Origin of the sequence: Chloracidobacterium sp. N (assembly GCF_018304765.1) — a bacterium.
Classification (GTDB): Bacteria; Acidobacteriota; Blastocatellia; order Chloracidobacteriales; family Chloracidobacteriaceae; genus Chloracidobacterium; species Chloracidobacterium aggregatum.
In genome coordinates this window covers 2,528,945-2,544,159 of the sequence record NZ_CP072642.1, presented here as the reverse complement: position 1 = coordinate 2,544,159, position 15,215 = coordinate 2,528,945, and the positions used below count along the sequence as shown (strand labels likewise).

Annotated in this window: 15 protein-coding genes; 7 read left to right on the top strand and 8 right to left on the bottom strand. The window is 61.4% G+C overall.

Annotated elements, in window-relative coordinates; translation table 11 throughout:
• Positions 1–35 precede the first annotated feature (35 nt).
• The 4 genes from J8C05_RS10670 to J8C05_RS10655 all read left to right on the top strand — a co-directional run bounded on the left by J8C05_RS10670 (position 36) and on the right by J8C05_RS10655 (position 3,863).
• Positions 36–1,133, top strand: a complete 1,098-nt coding sequence (locus J8C05_RS10670) for a hypothetical protein (RefSeq protein WP_058867937.1) — start codon at positions 36–38, stop codon at positions 1,131–1,133.
• Between the two features lie 70 nt (positions 1,134–1,203).
• Positions 1,204–2,466, top strand: a complete 1,263-nt coding sequence (locus J8C05_RS10665; protein ID WP_211422153.1) for an ArsA family ATPase — start codon at positions 1,204–1,206, stop codon at positions 2,464–2,466.
• 42 nt (positions 2,467–2,508) lie between these two features.
• Entirely contained in the window at positions 2,509–3,174 is a 666-nt protein-coding gene (locus J8C05_RS10660; RefSeq protein WP_211422152.1) for a c-type cytochrome, read from the top strand.
• A 119-nt stretch (positions 3,175–3,293) separates the two neighbouring features.
• Complete coding sequence (locus tag J8C05_RS10655; protein WP_211422151.1) at positions 3,294–3,863, top strand: c-type cytochrome; 570 nt, start codon at positions 3,294–3,296, stop codon at positions 3,861–3,863.
• A 69-nt stretch (positions 3,864–3,932) separates the two neighbouring features.
• On the opposite strand, the gene J8C05_RS10650 is transcribed toward J8C05_RS10655, so the two are convergent.
• Positions 3,933–5,042, bottom strand: coding sequence for an aminoglycoside phosphotransferase family protein (locus tag J8C05_RS10650; RefSeq protein ID WP_211422150.1), 1,110 nt, complete (start codon positions 5,040–5,042; stop codon positions 3,933–3,935).
• Positions 4,975–6,405 (bottom strand): PEGA domain-containing protein, encoded by a 1,431-nt coding sequence (locus J8C05_RS10645; RefSeq protein ID WP_211422149.1) that lies wholly within the window; start codon positions 6,403–6,405, stop codon positions 4,975–4,977. The genes J8C05_RS10650 and J8C05_RS10645 overlap by 68 nt, the downstream gene beginning before the upstream one ends.
• Positions 6,406–6,627: 222 nt before the next feature.
• On the opposite strand from J8C05_RS10645, the gene J8C05_RS10640 reads away from it, so the two are divergent.
• On the top strand, positions 6,628–7,242 hold the full coding sequence (locus J8C05_RS10640) for a HEAT repeat domain-containing protein (protein ID WP_211422148.1): 615 nt from the start codon (positions 6,628–6,630) through the stop codon (positions 7,240–7,242).
• Positions 7,243–7,247: 5 nt separating this feature from the next.
• Here J8C05_RS10640 and J8C05_RS10635 read toward each other — a convergent pair whose 3' ends face one another.
• Positions 7,248–8,204 (bottom strand): tetratricopeptide repeat protein, encoded by a 957-nt coding sequence (locus J8C05_RS10635; protein WP_211422147.1) that lies wholly within the window; start codon positions 8,202–8,204, stop codon positions 7,248–7,250.
• A gap of 227 nt (positions 8,205–8,431) precedes the next feature.
• Between J8C05_RS10635 and J8C05_RS10630 the strand changes: the two genes are divergently transcribed.
• A complete protein-coding gene (locus J8C05_RS10630; RefSeq protein WP_211422146.1) occupies positions 8,432–9,256 on the top strand; it encodes a hypothetical protein in 825 nt (274 codons plus the stop codon).
• 18 nt (positions 9,257–9,274) lie between these two features.
• Here J8C05_RS10630 and J8C05_RS10625 read toward each other — a convergent pair whose 3' ends face one another.
• The 5 genes from J8C05_RS10625 to mnmA form a co-directional block, all read right to left on the bottom strand.
• The gene (locus J8C05_RS10625; protein WP_211422145.1) at positions 9,275–9,652 is read right to left on the bottom strand and encodes a response regulator; all 378 of its coding nucleotides are present in this window, start codon (positions 9,650–9,652) and stop codon (positions 9,275–9,277) included.
• Between the two features lie 48 nt (positions 9,653–9,700).
• Positions 9,701–10,420: a Holliday junction resolvase RecU gene (locus J8C05_RS10620; protein WP_211422144.1), complete on the bottom strand. Its 720-nt coding sequence runs from the start codon at positions 10,418–10,420 to the stop codon at positions 9,701–9,703.
• A 9-nt stretch (positions 10,421–10,429) separates the two neighbouring features.
• Positions 10,430–11,314, bottom strand: coding sequence for a metallophosphoesterase (locus tag J8C05_RS10615; protein WP_211422143.1), 885 nt, complete (start codon positions 11,312–11,314; stop codon positions 10,430–10,432).
• A gap of 51 nt (positions 11,315–11,365) precedes the next feature.
• The gene (locus tag J8C05_RS10610) at positions 11,366–11,818 is read right to left on the bottom strand and encodes a hypothetical protein (RefSeq protein ID WP_211422142.1); all 453 of its coding nucleotides are present in this window, start codon (positions 11,816–11,818) and stop codon (positions 11,366–11,368) included.
• A 160-nt stretch (positions 11,819–11,978) separates the two neighbouring features.
• On the bottom strand, positions 11,979–13,157 hold the full coding sequence (gene mnmA, locus J8C05_RS10605) for a tRNA 2-thiouridine(34) synthase MnmA (RefSeq protein ID WP_211422141.1): 1,179 nt from the start codon (positions 13,155–13,157) through the stop codon (positions 11,979–11,981).
• Between the two features lie 240 nt (positions 13,158–13,397).
• Between mnmA and typA the strand changes: the two genes are divergently transcribed.
• Entirely contained in the window at positions 13,398–15,209 is a 1,812-nt protein-coding gene (gene typA, locus J8C05_RS10600) for a translational GTPase TypA (RefSeq protein ID WP_211422140.1), read from the top strand.
• Positions 15,210–15,215 lie beyond the last annotated feature (6 nt).

The window sequence follows — 15,215 nt, the reverse complement described above, 5'->3', positions numbered from 1 at the left end:
TCCTTCTTTGAGTTCCTCCCGCAGGAGACCGCTGTATGGCAAGCAAACTCACCACTTCAAACTACGACCTCGACCTAGATGCCACGGGTTGGGGAACGCTGCGGGCCGAAGCCCGAATTTCCAATGTACCATCGGCTTCGCCTCTGTTGCCGATTGACGGCGAGCTGAAGCTCGAAGCCAAAAAGATTGAGGATGATGTTGTCCGGCTCACCTTCTTTGGGCAATCCATCGTGGATGGCATTCTGGGCCGGGTGGAAGGGGAATCCGACATTGCCAACGAGTCACCGACGCGCCGGGTGGCCGCCGGGGATGGCAAGATTACGGTCGGCAAGTTCTCACACCGCTTTGAGTTTGAAGGCGTTGTGGATTGTCTGCGGTACTGGCGGTCGAAAGCGATAGACGACAACATCATCGCGCGGAAACAGCGCCTGCTGTGCGGCAACCTCTTTCACGACCTGTCGGTGCGCGTGCCGCTCGACAGCGAGGAAGTCATTGACACCTGGCTGGAGATGCAGGACGCCTTCCGCAACTCGCCCAACTTTGGCGACTACATCAAGGATGTATGGCTGATCGGGCCGCTGTGGAACGCGCTGGAGCAAACCGGACAGAGCCTCGACAACATTGACGTGTATTACTTCTCGGAAGTCGAGGGTGGCGAGAAATCGCGCATTGACTTCCGGTTTGCCGGCGGCGGCACAGGGATTGTGGACTCCATCAGTCGCTGGCTCGAACTGTTCCCCATTGATGGCTTGGGCAAACCGGTCAATCAGGGCGGACGGGTGGCCCGCCTGCAGGGGAACTTCAACGCCAGCGTGCAGGGCGTTGAAGTCAAGCTCTTCGTCGAACTGCCGGGTTTCACCGTGCCCATCGAGGGTGGCAAGCGCAAAATCCTCAACCATCCGCTCGTCCCGCTGGCCCACCATGGCATTGCCGTCAACTCCGAGCCGGCCGATCTGGCCATTCGCTTCAAGGTTTCGATTCCGAAGGGCAAGAAGTTCGTCGAGACGGCCAACAGCTTTGAATGGGACCGGGTGGCGGAAAACGTCCGGGTCTTCACGGGTGGGCGCTACAAAGCCTGGGCGGAGGGTATCTGCAAGGGCAGTTACTCACCCTTCGACATTTTCTTTGGTTGATGGGTGTCATCACCGGTATTTCGTCCCGGTGTGTCAGGGCAAACGGCTGCATACACCGGAAAGGGACATCATGACGAACACGCGAGTCATCATTTACTCCGGCAAGGGGGGGACAGGCAAAACAACCGTCTCGGCGGCCACCGCCGTGACCCTGGCAGCGGCTGGAAAGCGGGTGCTGGTCATCTCCAGCGACCCGGCCCACTCGCTGGGGGATGTCTTTCAGGTGTCGCTTTCGCGGACGGAGCCGACCCCCATTGCCGAAAACCTGTTTGGCCTCGAAATCGACACGCTCTACGAAGCCAGGCGCAACATGGGCAACTTCGAGAAGTTCGTGTCTGAAAGCTACGAAAAACGGGGTATCCGCTCCTCGGTGGCCTCGGAGCTTTCCACGCAGCCCGGTCTCGATGAGATTTTCTCCCTGGTACGCCTCCACCGCGAGGCGCTGTCGGGTCAGTGGGATGTGGTCATCCTCGACACTTCGCCCACCGGCAACACCTTGCGGCTGCTGGCGTACCCCGAACTCATCGTCGGCGGAAGCACCGGCAAAAAGCTGTTTCGGGTGTATCAGGGGATGTCCTCGATGATGAAGCCGTTTGGTTCGTCGAATGGGCCTGACCCGGAATTCTTCAATGAAGTCAACCAGTTGCTGGATTCGATGAACCAGGTCAGCGCGTTTCTGACCGGAGAAAACGTCACCTTGCGCCTGGTGATCAACCCGGAAAAGCTTTCGATTCTCGAAAGCAAGCGGGCTTATACCTTCACCCACATCTACGGTCTGACGATTGATGCCGTCGTCGTCAACAAGATTTACCCCGTGGGTGATGCACTGCACGGGGCGCAGCTTGGCAGCTACTTCGATTACTGGGCCAAGCTGCACGGGCGGTATCTCGAAGATATTGAGTCAGCGTTTGCCCCGTTGCCGATTTTCAGGCTGTTTCTGGAACCCTGTGAGCCGTTGGGGGTCGAAGCCCTGCGCCAGGTCGGCGCCAAGGCGTTCGGGGAAACCGACATGGGGCAGGTGCTCTACAGCAAGAAAAACATGTGGGTCGAGGAGCGCCGGCCCACGGATGACCCGGACATCCGGCGTTTCGTCGTGCGGATTCCGTTCCTGACCGAAAACGAGCACATCGAGGTCCAGCGGGTAGGCATGGACCTGTACATGTGCGTCGGCCGGATTGCCCGCAGTGTTTCGCTGCCGAGAATCCTGTCGAACTCTGACATGGTGGGCTATGTCGCCGACGGCGAGCTGCTCACCGTGACCTTTCGTGAACGGGCGCGTGAACCTGAACCCCCCCGTTTGACACGGCTGCGGCGTTCCCCGGCCAGTGCCTGATTTGTCGTGATGGCGTCCCGCGACTTGTGTGAGGTGGAGACCATGAAAAGTATCAAAATCATTGTCCTTGGCGGCGCCCTGGCGCTTCTGGTCGGTGGCTGTTTCGTCGGTTCGCGTGACCCGAATGAAACCCGCTACCCGAAGGAACCGATGCCGCTTCAGAACCAGACATCAACCCTCAAGACCGCCGAGGACATCCGGCGCGAAAGTGTGGCGCAGAACACGCCGGGCGCGCGCGAAGCCGCGGCGTTGCGTGACCGGGTGACACCGCTCAACCTGCAACAGGTCAACGAGCAGGACGTGGCCGGCAATGCCCCCCTGGGCACGCCGGCGCGGGTGGTGCTGGATGAGGGCGAAATGTACCGTGATCCGGTTGAAATCTACCGCGAAGGACGCGCGCTCTTTCAGAACAACTGCGTCGGCTGCCACGGGCACAACGGTTGTGGGAACGTGCCACGCTCGACGAACTTCACCGACCCCGGCTGGCAGGAAAACAACTCGGACGGCGGGATTTATTCCTCGATTTACAACGGCAAGGGGATTGGCAACGGCGGCGGCGCGATGCCGGCCTACTACAACCAGTTGAGTCCCCAGCAGATTCGCTACCTGGTGGCCTATCTGCGCGCCTTCAAGGGAAGGCAGTGTAATGGTTTGCCGACCCTGAGCGATGTTGAGCGCATGGTGGCCGAGCGCCAGAACAAGCCTTAGTGCTGGCGTGGTCCCCCAGTGGTCAAACGGGGCGCGTGTGCCGGGAATCCCCGGTTGACACCCGGCAGGAAGCGTGGCTTATGCCTTACGACCCGGAGGCTTGCACAAGGAGTACGATCATGACGGACAAAGTGAAAACAGTCGCCCTGCTGGGCCTGACGGCAGTGATGGCCACGGGGTGTTTTGTTGGCGCGCGCAATGCCAGTGAACCGCGTCTGGGGAGTTCTTCCATCGCCGCTTCGCGTACGGCCCCGGCCTATCTGCGGGAGGCGCAAGTGCTGTACGAAGGCTCAACGGACGGTCTTCCCAAAGACACGCCGGCGGATGAAATCGCCCACTACAAGGCGATGCTGGCCGAGCTGCAAACCCGCAACTACGCGGCCTGCGCCGGATGCCATCAGGTCAACGGTGGAGGCAACAAAGCCATCAATGCCACGAACTTCCATGATGCCGGCTGGCAGGCCAATAACTCATCACCGGGGATGGTCACTTCCATTGTCAACGGCAAGGGCAAGGTCATGCCGGCCTACAAGGACAAGCTGACCCTGCAGCAGATCAACTATCTGGTCGAATACATCCGGCGCTTCGAGAAGAAGCGCACGGACGCAGCGCCCATCACGGCGGGTATTCCTTCCGGCACAACGACGCCAACTGAACCGCCGGCGGCGGAAGCCACGGCGCAGCGCTGAAGGGCTGGTTCCCAAACCGGATGCGCCCAATCGGATGCCCTTTGTCTCTGGCCGGTGCGTGGTTCTGTTTCACGTACCGGCCAGAGGTGTTGTGGAGAGGATTGCCGTAGAGGACACTTCCGGCGCAGCGGTAGCCCGTTGCGCCTCGCGCTCGATAGCCGACTCGACAAGCCACTTCACCATGGGCAGGTCGGCAATGCCTTCCAGAGCACGGGCCGTCGTGCGCAGGGCAATCGGGATGTAGCCCAAATAAACCGGATTGTTGCGCACGGCGAACTGATAGGCATAGGTCCCAATGGCCTTGAGCAGGCGTTGCACCAGCATGAGTTGGTATTCCTGCTCGAACTGGCGGCGGGAGGCGTAGTATTGCGCGCCAAAGGCGGCTTGGTGGAGCTGCCAGAACCGCTCCCTGAGTGTGGCCTGAAAGTCCTCGTCCAGTGCCGCGTAGGGGTCGCCCAGAAGCGAGGCCAGATCGTAGGTGGCCGGCCCCATACGGGCATCCTGATGATCAATGACCCAGAGCCGTCCGGCGTGATGCATGAGGTTGCGTGCGTGGTAGTCGCGGTGACAGACAACGCGCGGAACCCGCGCCAGACGGTAGGTGAGGGCAAAGAGTTCACCCAGTACCAGAGCTTCCTGCTCCGCCGGCAACGCCCAGCCGCAATACCGTTCCACGTAGTTGCGGAAAAAGTAGTTCATTTCCCAGAACAGCTTTTCGTCGTCGAACGCCTGCCGCCAGGCAACAGAGTTGCAGGCCTGGGCCAGTGGGGTTGTTTTCTGGATGTCCACAATCAGGTGGAGCGCCACGTCGTAGTCCACGCGGCGGGCCGCTTCCGGTTGGGCTGCGAGAACATCCTGAAGCCGCCAGTCGCCAACATCCTGCTGGAGCACCACGCCCCGGCGGCCGTCCACCACGAACACCTGGGGCACAGGGATGCCGGCCGACTGGAACAGCCGGGTGACATCCAGATAGGCAAAGGTCGTGACATCAAACGGTTCGGCATAGACGGCCGCAATGAAGGTTTCCTGCTCCCGGCGAATGCGGAAGTACATGCGGGTTGACGCATCGCCCAGGAGGGGTTCGATGGAGAGAATCGCCGCTGGGAAGTGGTCACTGAGGAAAGCGGTGAGTTTGTCCGTCGGGCGTGGGAGTCGGTTGTTGTCGTCGTGTGAATTCATTCGGGTTGGTGGTTGGGGTGTGCGAAGATTCCTGTTCGGATGGTGGGGAAGCCGGGCGTGGGGCCCGGCGCAGCGTCTGCCAGAGGGTGACGCCGTGTTTGAGGTCGCGTCCGGTGAACCGATACACGGCGCCGGTGGTCGTGGTCACGGCAAGCTCATTGCGGAGGAGACGCCACCCGGCAATGTCTTCCGTTGCCAGGGAAAGACTTTCCGCGCCACGTGGGGCGGCGAACACCAGACCCGTAGCGGAAAAGCGCAGGGTTCCGGTGGTTTCGGAACGAGTCCCTGGCGTCTGACGGACTGCCGGCACCGACACGGCCGAGACCGCCAGTGACCGGTCAGCCATCCGCTGCCTTTCAAGTTGTCCGGCGCGGTAGAGCAATGTCCGGTCTTCCGGGAAAAGGCGTGCCAGCCGCCGGTATTCGCCAACGGCCTGTTCCAGCGCGCCTTCCTCCACCCATGCTTCGGCCTGCGCTTGCACGCGCCGGCGGACTTCCGCCCGCAGGGCCTGCGCCTGCGGATGCCCACGCTCATGCGCCAGGACCTGCGAGAGGTAAAAGTAGGCGTTGTTGTGGGGCGGATCGAGATAGCGCCCGGCCGCAAAGGCTGCTTCTGCCAGGGCGAGAAAGCGTGTGGCCTGCCCCCGGTTGGCATCAATCAGGTCGGCAATGCGCGTTATGCCGGCCTGGCTGCGTTCGTCGCTGGGAAAGCGGTTGAGCAGCAGGTGGTAGGTGGACTGGGCCGTGGCGAGATCGCCGCGGCCGGCAGCCAGTTCAGCCTGCCGCACAAGGGCGTTTTGCACCCTGGTGCGCATGGCGCGCGCCGGCTCGTTATCTGGTTGAATGAGCAGCACCGCGTCGGCGTAGTACAGCGCGTTGTCATTGGCCGGTGTCACCCAGTCGCCGCGCTGAAAGGCTTCCGCCGCGCGCTGCATGAACTCAGCTATCCGCTCCGTTGGGGCGCTGCCACTGGTGCGCGCCGGTGGCGGGTCGGCCTTGATGGGTTGCAGGACGAAGCTGACAGCTTCCGGTTGCTCGCCTGACTCAACCAGGATTTCGCGTTCTGCCAGCAGAAACCCTGCGTGGGCCGCCCGCAGTGTATGCAAGCCGAAGCCCACCCGTTCGATCGTGCAGGGGGACGTGCCCACGCGCCGCCCATCGAGCCAGATTTCAGCGCCCGGTGGGGTTGTCACCACATCCAGCTTACCCAGGGCCGACGGATACCGGATGTAGAGCAGAATCCCGGCGCTGACCAATGCCGCCACCAGACAAAAACCCAGGATGACCGCGATCCAGCGGGTGACTTTCTCCCGTCGGGTAAGGGCGAAGCCGGGTTGTCTGCGCGCCAGGTACGTTGTCGTCATGTGGCTTTGTCAGAAGATTTCACAGCGAATAAAGAGCTGCGGGTGGTTGGCTCTGGTGCGGTCGCCGGCAGGCGGCGGGTGCTTGTTCACAAAGCAGCATAAAGTGTAAGTTTTGCTTTCTGCGAACGTCAACACACCATGAATTGCCGATGCGGCTATCAGTCCGGTTGGACCGGTCGCCATCGCCTCGGACGGTCATAGCCTGTAACGGTCATCGCCTGTATGAGTCACGCCACCGATTCTTCCTCGTCTCCATCTGTGGAGTTGCTTATCGAGCAACTGTCGGATGCGTCTGCCCAAGTTCGCCTGCATGCGGTGGAAGCGTTGCGGTTGCAAAGAGAAGTATCTGCCCTGCCAAAACTTCTGCCGCTTTTGCAGGACCCGGACTGGTGGGTGCGGGTGGCTGTGGCTGATGCCATTGGCGAACTGGGCGACGAAACGACGGCCCAGGCATTGTTGCCTGACCTGCAACATGCTGATCCACTGGTGCGGAGTTCAGTCACGCTGGCGCTCGGACGGCTGCGCCACAAGCCGAACTTTGAGACGATGCTGGCTATGCTGGGCGATGACCACCACTGGGTACGCTATGCCGCCGCTGTTGCCCTTGGGGAGCTGGAAGACGTGCGCGCCGTGGATGCTTTGATTCCCCTGCTGGCCGGTGATGTGGATTACCTCGTGCGCGCCGGCGCGGCCCGTTCACTGGGCCGCATCCGGCATCCGAAAGCCATCCGTCCGCTGCGGCGGGCGGTGGTGAAAGATGACAACGAGCTGGTGCGCGCCGATGCCCTGGAAGCCCTCCGCCTGATCTGGAATGGCTCGCCCGGCGAGGAGGCATAAGCGGTTCAAGGCGTTTTGAGCCGCTCCAAGGCGCGCGTGACGAAGGCATCCTGGCCGTTGGTCAGCGCTGCGGCCTTTTCATAGGCGGCAATGGCCGCTTCGGTACGCCCGGCACGTTCGTGGACGTAACCCAACTCCCGCCAGACGCCGGCTTCCTGCGGCAACAGGGAAGTCGCCCTGGTCAGTGTGGTTGTGGCGCGCTCAAGCTGCCCCTCGCGGGACAGCGCCAGCCCCAGAGCAAACACGAGCGCCGCATCATCAGGTTGGGTCATCAGGGCGCGGTCGAGTTCCGGGATGGCCCTGGCAAACTGGCGCTGGGCCACGAGCAGTCGCCCACGCAGTCCGGTTGCGACGGCCGGCTCGAAACGGTTGGCTTTCTCGATACTGGATTGAGCGCGTTTGACGGCGGCCGGGTCGTCCGGGGTCGCCGTGACCGCCTGAACATCAAGTTCGGCCAGCAGCCGCCACGCCTCGGCCTGCCGCTCGTCCCGCGCCACGGACTGGAGCAGGGTTTTCCGTGCGGCGGCTTCGTTGCCCTGCCGGTAGTAGGCATAGCCCAGCAGCGTCAGGGTTGCGGCGTCGGCTTCGGGGCGCTGCGCCGCGTATTCCAGTTCGGGGAGGGCGGCTGCCGGGTCTCCGGCCAGAAACAGCGCCCTGCCCAGTGCCAGGCGGGCAACGGCATCCTCCCGTTTTTCCTGGGCACGTGTCAGTTCAATCGCCTTGCGGAGCGCCGTCGCGGCCGGCTGGTACTGCTTGAGTTGCAGGTAGCACAAACCGAGCATTCGATAGGCGACCGCCTGTTCAGGATGGTGAACGACGAGCGGTTCGAGCACTTCCAGCGCCGCTGCATACTGATTTTGCTGATACAGTGAAATCCCGCGCTGAAGGCGGGTCTGCGCCTCTTCATCTTCGGCGAAGGGCCGTCGGCTTTCCTGCGCCCACGCCGTTCCAGTCAGACACATTCCGGTCAGACACACAGCAAGCAGGAGACTCCACCCGTGTGGAGTCCAGCGCCGATACATCACGCTGCTGTGTCGCTGATGCCACCACATCCCGTATGGACACTCCCGGAGTGGATGATTACCATGATGTTCCTATCTTCACGCTGTTTTTATCGTGTGGTTGCACATTTTCTTCGGCAGGCCCCGGCTTTCAAAGGGCAATGTCCTGAAGTACGACCAGATTCACTATGGAACACCGTCAGGCCAGTGACTCACCTCTTACCGAAGCGGATATTGAGCTGTTCAATCGCTTCTACGTGGATTTCCTGGGCAAGCGTCTCGACGATCCGATGTCGTTTCTCAAGGTCGGTACGCTGTTGCGCCGGGGCGATCTGCGCGACGTTGTGCGCGAAACGATGGTCCTGCGGACGATGTTCGAGAGCGCCATGCCCAACATCCGCCAGCGCGACCTGTTGCTGAGCTTTCCCGGCGTTCTGTCCAACCTGCACAGCATGATGTTTGACCTGTCGCAGAGCTATGGGGCCGAGGGCAACACCGTGCAGGTGATGAAGCGCGACCAGGTGGAGAAACACCTCGATGGCACGGAAATGTTCCGTCTCGACGTGGACAAGGCCATGGAGGATTTCCCCTCGCTGCCGCCCGATGACCGGCAGGCGTTGCTCCGGCTTATGAAGACTCATCCCGGCGAAGCCACCCTGCGGTTTCTCCTGGTCATTCTGGCTGATCACCTGTTTCTGGTTGTGCTGCCGAGTCAGACGACAGAAACCACGCCGGCCCTGGGACGCCTGCGCCAGCTCATCGAAAACCAGTTGGGTGAAAAGGCTGATGAACTCATCGTCGAGTTTTTTACGGTGGGTGGCGGCTACATCCGGCGCGCTGGCGATGGGCTGTCCTTTGGCGGCAGCAATCCATTATTTGATCCCACCTACGCCACGCCGGAAGCACCGACCGTCAAGGTGTTCCAGCAGCGGTGGCAGGAACACAAGTTCTCGCTGGTCAAACGGATTCTGGCCGCCGAAATGCCGGAGCTGATTGTGGGGTTTGACCGCTGAGCATGGTTTTACTCCGGTTTACTCCGGGACCGGCGGGTTGAAATGCTGTTTTACCAGCGACAGCAGAGCTTCCAGCTCAAAGGGCTTGACGAGAAAAGCCACCTGTTCAGAGGCAAACATCTGCCGTACGCGGTAGGTCACGTCCGTGCCGGACATGATGATGATCCGCACTTCGGGACGTTTGACGAGAACTTCCCTGGCAACCTGCAGGCCGTTCATGCCGGGCATCTGGACATCCATCAGGATGCCGCACAGACCCGGCGTGGAAAGAGCTTTCTCCCTGGCTTTTGTGCCATTGTGCGCCAGAACAATCTCATAGTGCGGCTGAAGCAGTTCGGCATACAGCTCGCACAGCATTTCTTCGTCGTCGGCAATGAGGATGAGTGGCTTCGGCATCGGCTTTAGCTTCGCTTTTCCGGCAGGCGGGGAACTGGTGCGGGGTCATCACTCGTGCCTTGGGGCTGTCAGGGAGGGTGTCGCACCTTTGATGCTGGAGCACAGGCAGGCGTAGTCCGGCCCATACCGCTGTTCCTGCTGCTCGATGGCTGGCAGGTAGTCGTAAATGACCAATCCGCGCCCGGCCCGGACCGGTGTGAGGTGCGCGGCGCAGACGTGGTAGGGAATGCTCTTGCGGCGACGGGCGGCGCGAAAGAGCGTGACCATCTGAATGGGGATGAAAAAAACCGCTCCGTGTTTGGCGAACTCGACGAGAAACCCGGCAATGGCCCCACAGGCGGCCATTCTTTCCAGAAATGTCACCTGGTGGGGGTGCAGGTTGTCGAAGTCCAGCAGGTCGCGCCTGGTGGTCTTGGCATCGTAGAAGATGCCCCGTCCGTGCGGGGCCACAACCCCGCCGTAATCCGGTTCGCCGCGCGATTCCGGGATGAACGCGCGCGGGTCGCCTTCCCGGCCGGCGGCCAGCGCCTGCCGAAATGCCGTGGTGGTGAGGGCATCCCCGGTTTTCAGGGGCGCAAGCGAGGGAGGAAGCGGCACTGCCAGCCCCCGGCGACGGATACCGATGGGCACAACGTATTTTCCCGGAATGGCTTTGCGTGTAATGCACGCCCGTCCGAGTTTCTCATACGCTTCGTTGGTATGGTTGATCGCTTCCTGAAATCCGCTTCCCCGCTCGGCGCCGCGTTGTCGTGGTCGTCCGTGCGTCATGGAGTTGGTTCAGGTTGGTCTTTGGTCAGGCGTCCGAAGAAGCCGCAGCAGGGAAATTTCCGGTGGGCACTGATAGCGAATCGGCAGAAAGATTGTTCCCAGCCCACGGTTGACATAAATCTGGGTCTTTTTCATCTGCGCCCAGCCACGGGTGTACTGCTTGCCGTGGCGGTTGTAGGAAATCGGGGCACCAATGACCGGCAGCTTGACCTGCCCGCCGTGCGTATGTCCCGACAGCACAAGATCACACTCGGCGAGTGAAGCTTCCTTGATGATGTTGGGATTGTGTGAAAGCAGGATGCGCACGTCCCGGCGGCGGGTGCCCTTGAGGGCCGCAACGAGGTCGTGGTTGCGTGTCGTCGTATCGCCGAGGCCGCACAGGTAAATGAACCGTCCACCGATGTAGAGCGGAAGGTTGGTGTTGTGCAGTACCGGGATGCCGTGCCGCTCGAAAGCCTGGGTGACGGCAGAGGCTCCAACCCAGACATCGTGGTTGCCCAGAACGGCGAAGACGCCGAAACGTGCCCGCAGCCCGCCCAGACACTCAGCACACGGCTCGACATAGCGCGCCGTGTGCGTGACGTAGTCTCCCGTCAGGACGATGACATCCGGGCGCAGCGCATTGGTTTCCGTCACGGCTTCAGTCAGGTGCTCCAGCGAGAGGTACGGGCTGTGGTGGATGTCCGAAAGCTGGGCAATCGTGAATCCGTGAAAATCATCCGGCAGATTGGGAATCACGATGTCCTGCCGGTCAATCTGAAAACGGTAGGTTTCCTTGACTTCCAGGTTGGCCCGCTCAATGAGGTCAGCCGTCAGTTCGATGAGTGCATCCCGTTGCTTGAGGCTGCGCGGATGCTTGGCCGTGGTGCGGTGAAGAAGGCGTGCGAGAGGCATGGTCAACCAGGAGTCAGAATGAAGATGGCACGCGGGCACATCACAATGGCTTCAGTCACGAAAGGCCGCCCGCTCGATGTTCTTCCAGAAAGACATGAAGCGTTTGGGCGCAATCCCACTATACGGCACGAGTTTGGGTTTTGGAAACTGTTGCACGTTCAATCCCTGCTGCTCAAACAGGCGCACGAACTCCCGATACCGTGGGGCATAGGTCTCTGTGACGGCCAGATGCGTGGCCCTGTGCGTCCGGCAGAAGTCGAGCACCTCCTCGACGACGTTTCCGCGCCGCAGTTCCTTGACCGGATTCGGGATGCGTTCGTACAGGTCCACGATGCACTCGTAGATGAAAAACAGCCGCTTGAACGTCAGGTGATAGCCTTCCGTCAGCAGCGGTTCATCAAAGACAAAAATGACCGGCGCGGCCGGATAGGCCTGCAACGCAGCATCATAGGGAGACAGCCCGTCGCCGTGCAGCCAGACACAGGTTGTCGAGGTCGTTGCCATGGCGCTTGTTTGAAACCTATGCGTCGTTGAAGATTTCTGACTCTGCAACAGCCGTCTCCCGCCAGGCAACAAAAATCTTACACTCTGAAAGGTTTTTCCGGGTCTTCGTCCATCCGTGGCGCGGTTGTCCCTGAAACCTCTGCCCGGCAGCGCAGGTGTTTCAGTCTTGTGCAGTGATCCAGCCGCCGCCCAGCACCAGCTCACCGTCGTAAAACACCACGGCCTGTCCCGGCGTGATGGCCTTTTGTGGAGTGTCGAAAACCACCTGCACATTGCCGTCGGGCAGCGGGTGAAGCGTCGCGGGCGCTTCTTCGTGGCGGTAGCGGATGCGTGCGGCACAGCGGCGGGGAGCCGTCAGCTCCGGCAGGGCAATCCAGTTGACGCGCGTGGCTATCAGGGTTTTGCCCGGCAGGGCTTCTTCGGGCCCGACGATGACCTGCCCCCGGGCGGCGTCGAGGCCGACGACGTAGAGCGGGCGGCCGTCGCCGGCCGTGACGCCAAGGCCGCGGCGCTGGCCGATGGTGTAGCGATGAATGCCGTTGTGCCGTCCAAGCACGCGTCCGTCCGTGGTGACAATCTCGCCCGGTTGCGGCAGGTTGCGACGCAATCCAAGTTGAACCAGCCGCGGCGCTACCGGAGACTGCGGCTCGCCGGCAACCGTACCACCGGCTTCCGCAAGATAGCGTTCGATGAACCGGGCATAGTTGCCGTCGGGAATGAAGCAGATTTCCTGGCTTTCGGCCTTTTCGGCGGTCGGCAGACCATGGCGGCGCGCAATGGCGCGCGTTTCAGCCTTCGACAGTTCGCCCAGCGGAAACAGCGCACTGGCAAGCTGCTCCTGGGTGAGTTCAAAGAGGAAGTAGGACTGGTCCTTGCGGGCATCGCGGCCCTTGCGCAGTTCCCAGCGTCCGGTCGTGGTGTTGAACTGCACGCGGGCGTAGTGTCCGGTGGCGACTTTCGCCGCGCCGACATCCCGGGCCAGCGCCACGAGGGTGTCAAACTTCATCCGGCTGTTGCAGGCCACACACGGACTGGGCGTGTTGCCGTTGAGGTAGCTCACGACGAACGGCCGTACCACGCGGGTCTCGAAGTCATCCTCGAAGTTGAGGACGTAGAAAGGAATGCCCAGCGCCTCGGCCACGGCCCGCGCATCGTAGAGGTCGTCGAGGGAGCAGCACCGGGACGGCAGCGGATTGCCGTCGGCATCCACGTTGATGCGGCGCTGGTTCCAAAGCTGCATGGAGAAACCGATGATGTCGTGCCCCTGCTCTGCCAGCAGGGCCGCCACAGTGGAACTGTCCACGCCCCCTGACATCGCCACGGCAATGCGTTCGGTCATTGGTCCTGCCTCGCTCAAACCGGTGTATTGAACCCTCCGCCCCGCCCACCACCCACAGGGGCACAATCTACCGCGCTGATACGGAAGTCACCAAGCCGGCTTCGCGCGACAGACGTTGCCGGCAGCGCCTTTCGTGGAAAGTCTGGTAGCCGTTTTCGGTGGAAGTGCGCTAGCCTACGCCCTTTTTTGAACTTTCCAGCCGGATGCCCGACGGCTGAAGCCTGAGATGAGGTAGATGCTGTGAAAACCCGCGCCGATCTGCGTAATGTCGCCATTATTGCCCACGTTGACCACGGAAAGACCACGCTGGTGGATGCCATGCTGCGCCAGTCAGGCACCTTCCGCGCCAATGAAAAAGTGGCCGAGCGCGTCATGGACAACCTGGACCTCGAACGCGAACGCGGCATCACGATTATGGCCAAAAACACGGCCGTGCGTTATGGCGATGTCAAAATCAACATCGTGGATACGCCGGGACACGCTGATTTTGGCGGTGAGGTGCAGCGCATTCTGAAAATGGTGGACGGCGTCATCCTGCTCGTGGATGCCTCGGAAGGGCCGCTGCCGCAGACGCGCTATGTGCTTTCCAAAGCCCTCGAACTCAATCTCAAGGCCATTGTCGTCATCAACAAGATTGACCGCCCCGATGCGCGCATTCAGGAAGTCGTCAACGAAGTCTATGACCTGTTCATTGACCTTGACGCCAACGAGGAACAGATTGAGTTTCCGATTGTCTATACGATTGGGCGCGATGGGATTGCCAAGCGGCGGCCGGAAGATGACGCTTCTGACCTGCGGGTGCTGTTTGAGCAGATTGTTGAAACCATCCCGGCGCCGATTGACCGGCGGGAGGACCCCCTGCAGGTGCTGGTGACGAACATCGGCTATGACGAGTATGTGGGCCGTCTGGGGATTGGCCGCATCGTCGCCGGTGAGTTGACGGCCGGGCAGGCGGTCAGCCTGTGCAAGCGGGATGGCTCGGTCGAGAAGCACCGCATCACGCAGCTCTACACCTTTGAGGGCCTCAAGCGCGTGCCATGTGAGCGCGCCGGAGCGGGGGACATCATCACCGTGGCCGGGGTGCCCGACATCAACATCGGTGAAACCATTGCCGATGCCGAACAGCCCAGGGCCCTGCCGCTCATTCAGATTGACGAACCCACCATCTCGATGGTCTTTGGCGTCAATACCTCGCCCTTTGCCGGACGTGAGGGGAAGTATGTGACCTCGCGCCAGATTCGGGAACGGCTGGAAAAAGAACTGCTGGGCAATGTTTCCATCCGCGTCGAGGACACCGACTCACCCGATGCCTTCAAGGTGACGGGCCGCGGGGAGTTGCAGCTTGCCATCCTCATCGAACAGATGCGCCGCGAAGGCTATGAAATTCAGGTTTCCAAGCCGGAAGTGGTGACGCGCCACGAACAGGGAACCCTCAAGGAGCCGATTGAGCTGGCCGTGGTGGACTGCCCCGACACCTTCGTGGGCGTCGTCACCGAGGCGATGGGCCGGCGGCGTGGCGTGATGACCAAAATGATCAACCACGGCACGGGCCGCGTCCGCATGGAGTTTGAAGTGCCCTCGCGGGGACTGATTGGGTTCCGCTCCGAGTTTCTCACCGATACGAAAGGCACGGGCCTGCTCAACACGATGTTTCTGCGCTGGGACGCCTGGCTGGGGCCGATTCCTTCCCGGCTCAATGGCGTCCTGGTGGCCGACCGCGCCGGCGAGGCGACGGCCTATGCGCTCTACAACCTGCAGGAGCGCGGCGAAATGTTCATCAAGCCCGGCACGCCCGTCTATGAGGGCATGATCGTGGGTGAGAACTCCCGTGAAAATGACCTGGATGTGAACGTCATCCGCGAGAAAAAGCTCACCAACATGCGGGCTTCGACGGCCGATGAAGGCATCCGGCTCGTGCCGGCGCGGGAGCTTTCGCTTGAACAGGCCCTGGAGTTCATTGCTGAGGATGAGCTGGTTGAAGTCACGCCCAAGTCCATTCGTCTGCGTAAGCGGGTGTTGGCATCCAACCTGCGCCCCAAACGCAAGGAATGACCGGCA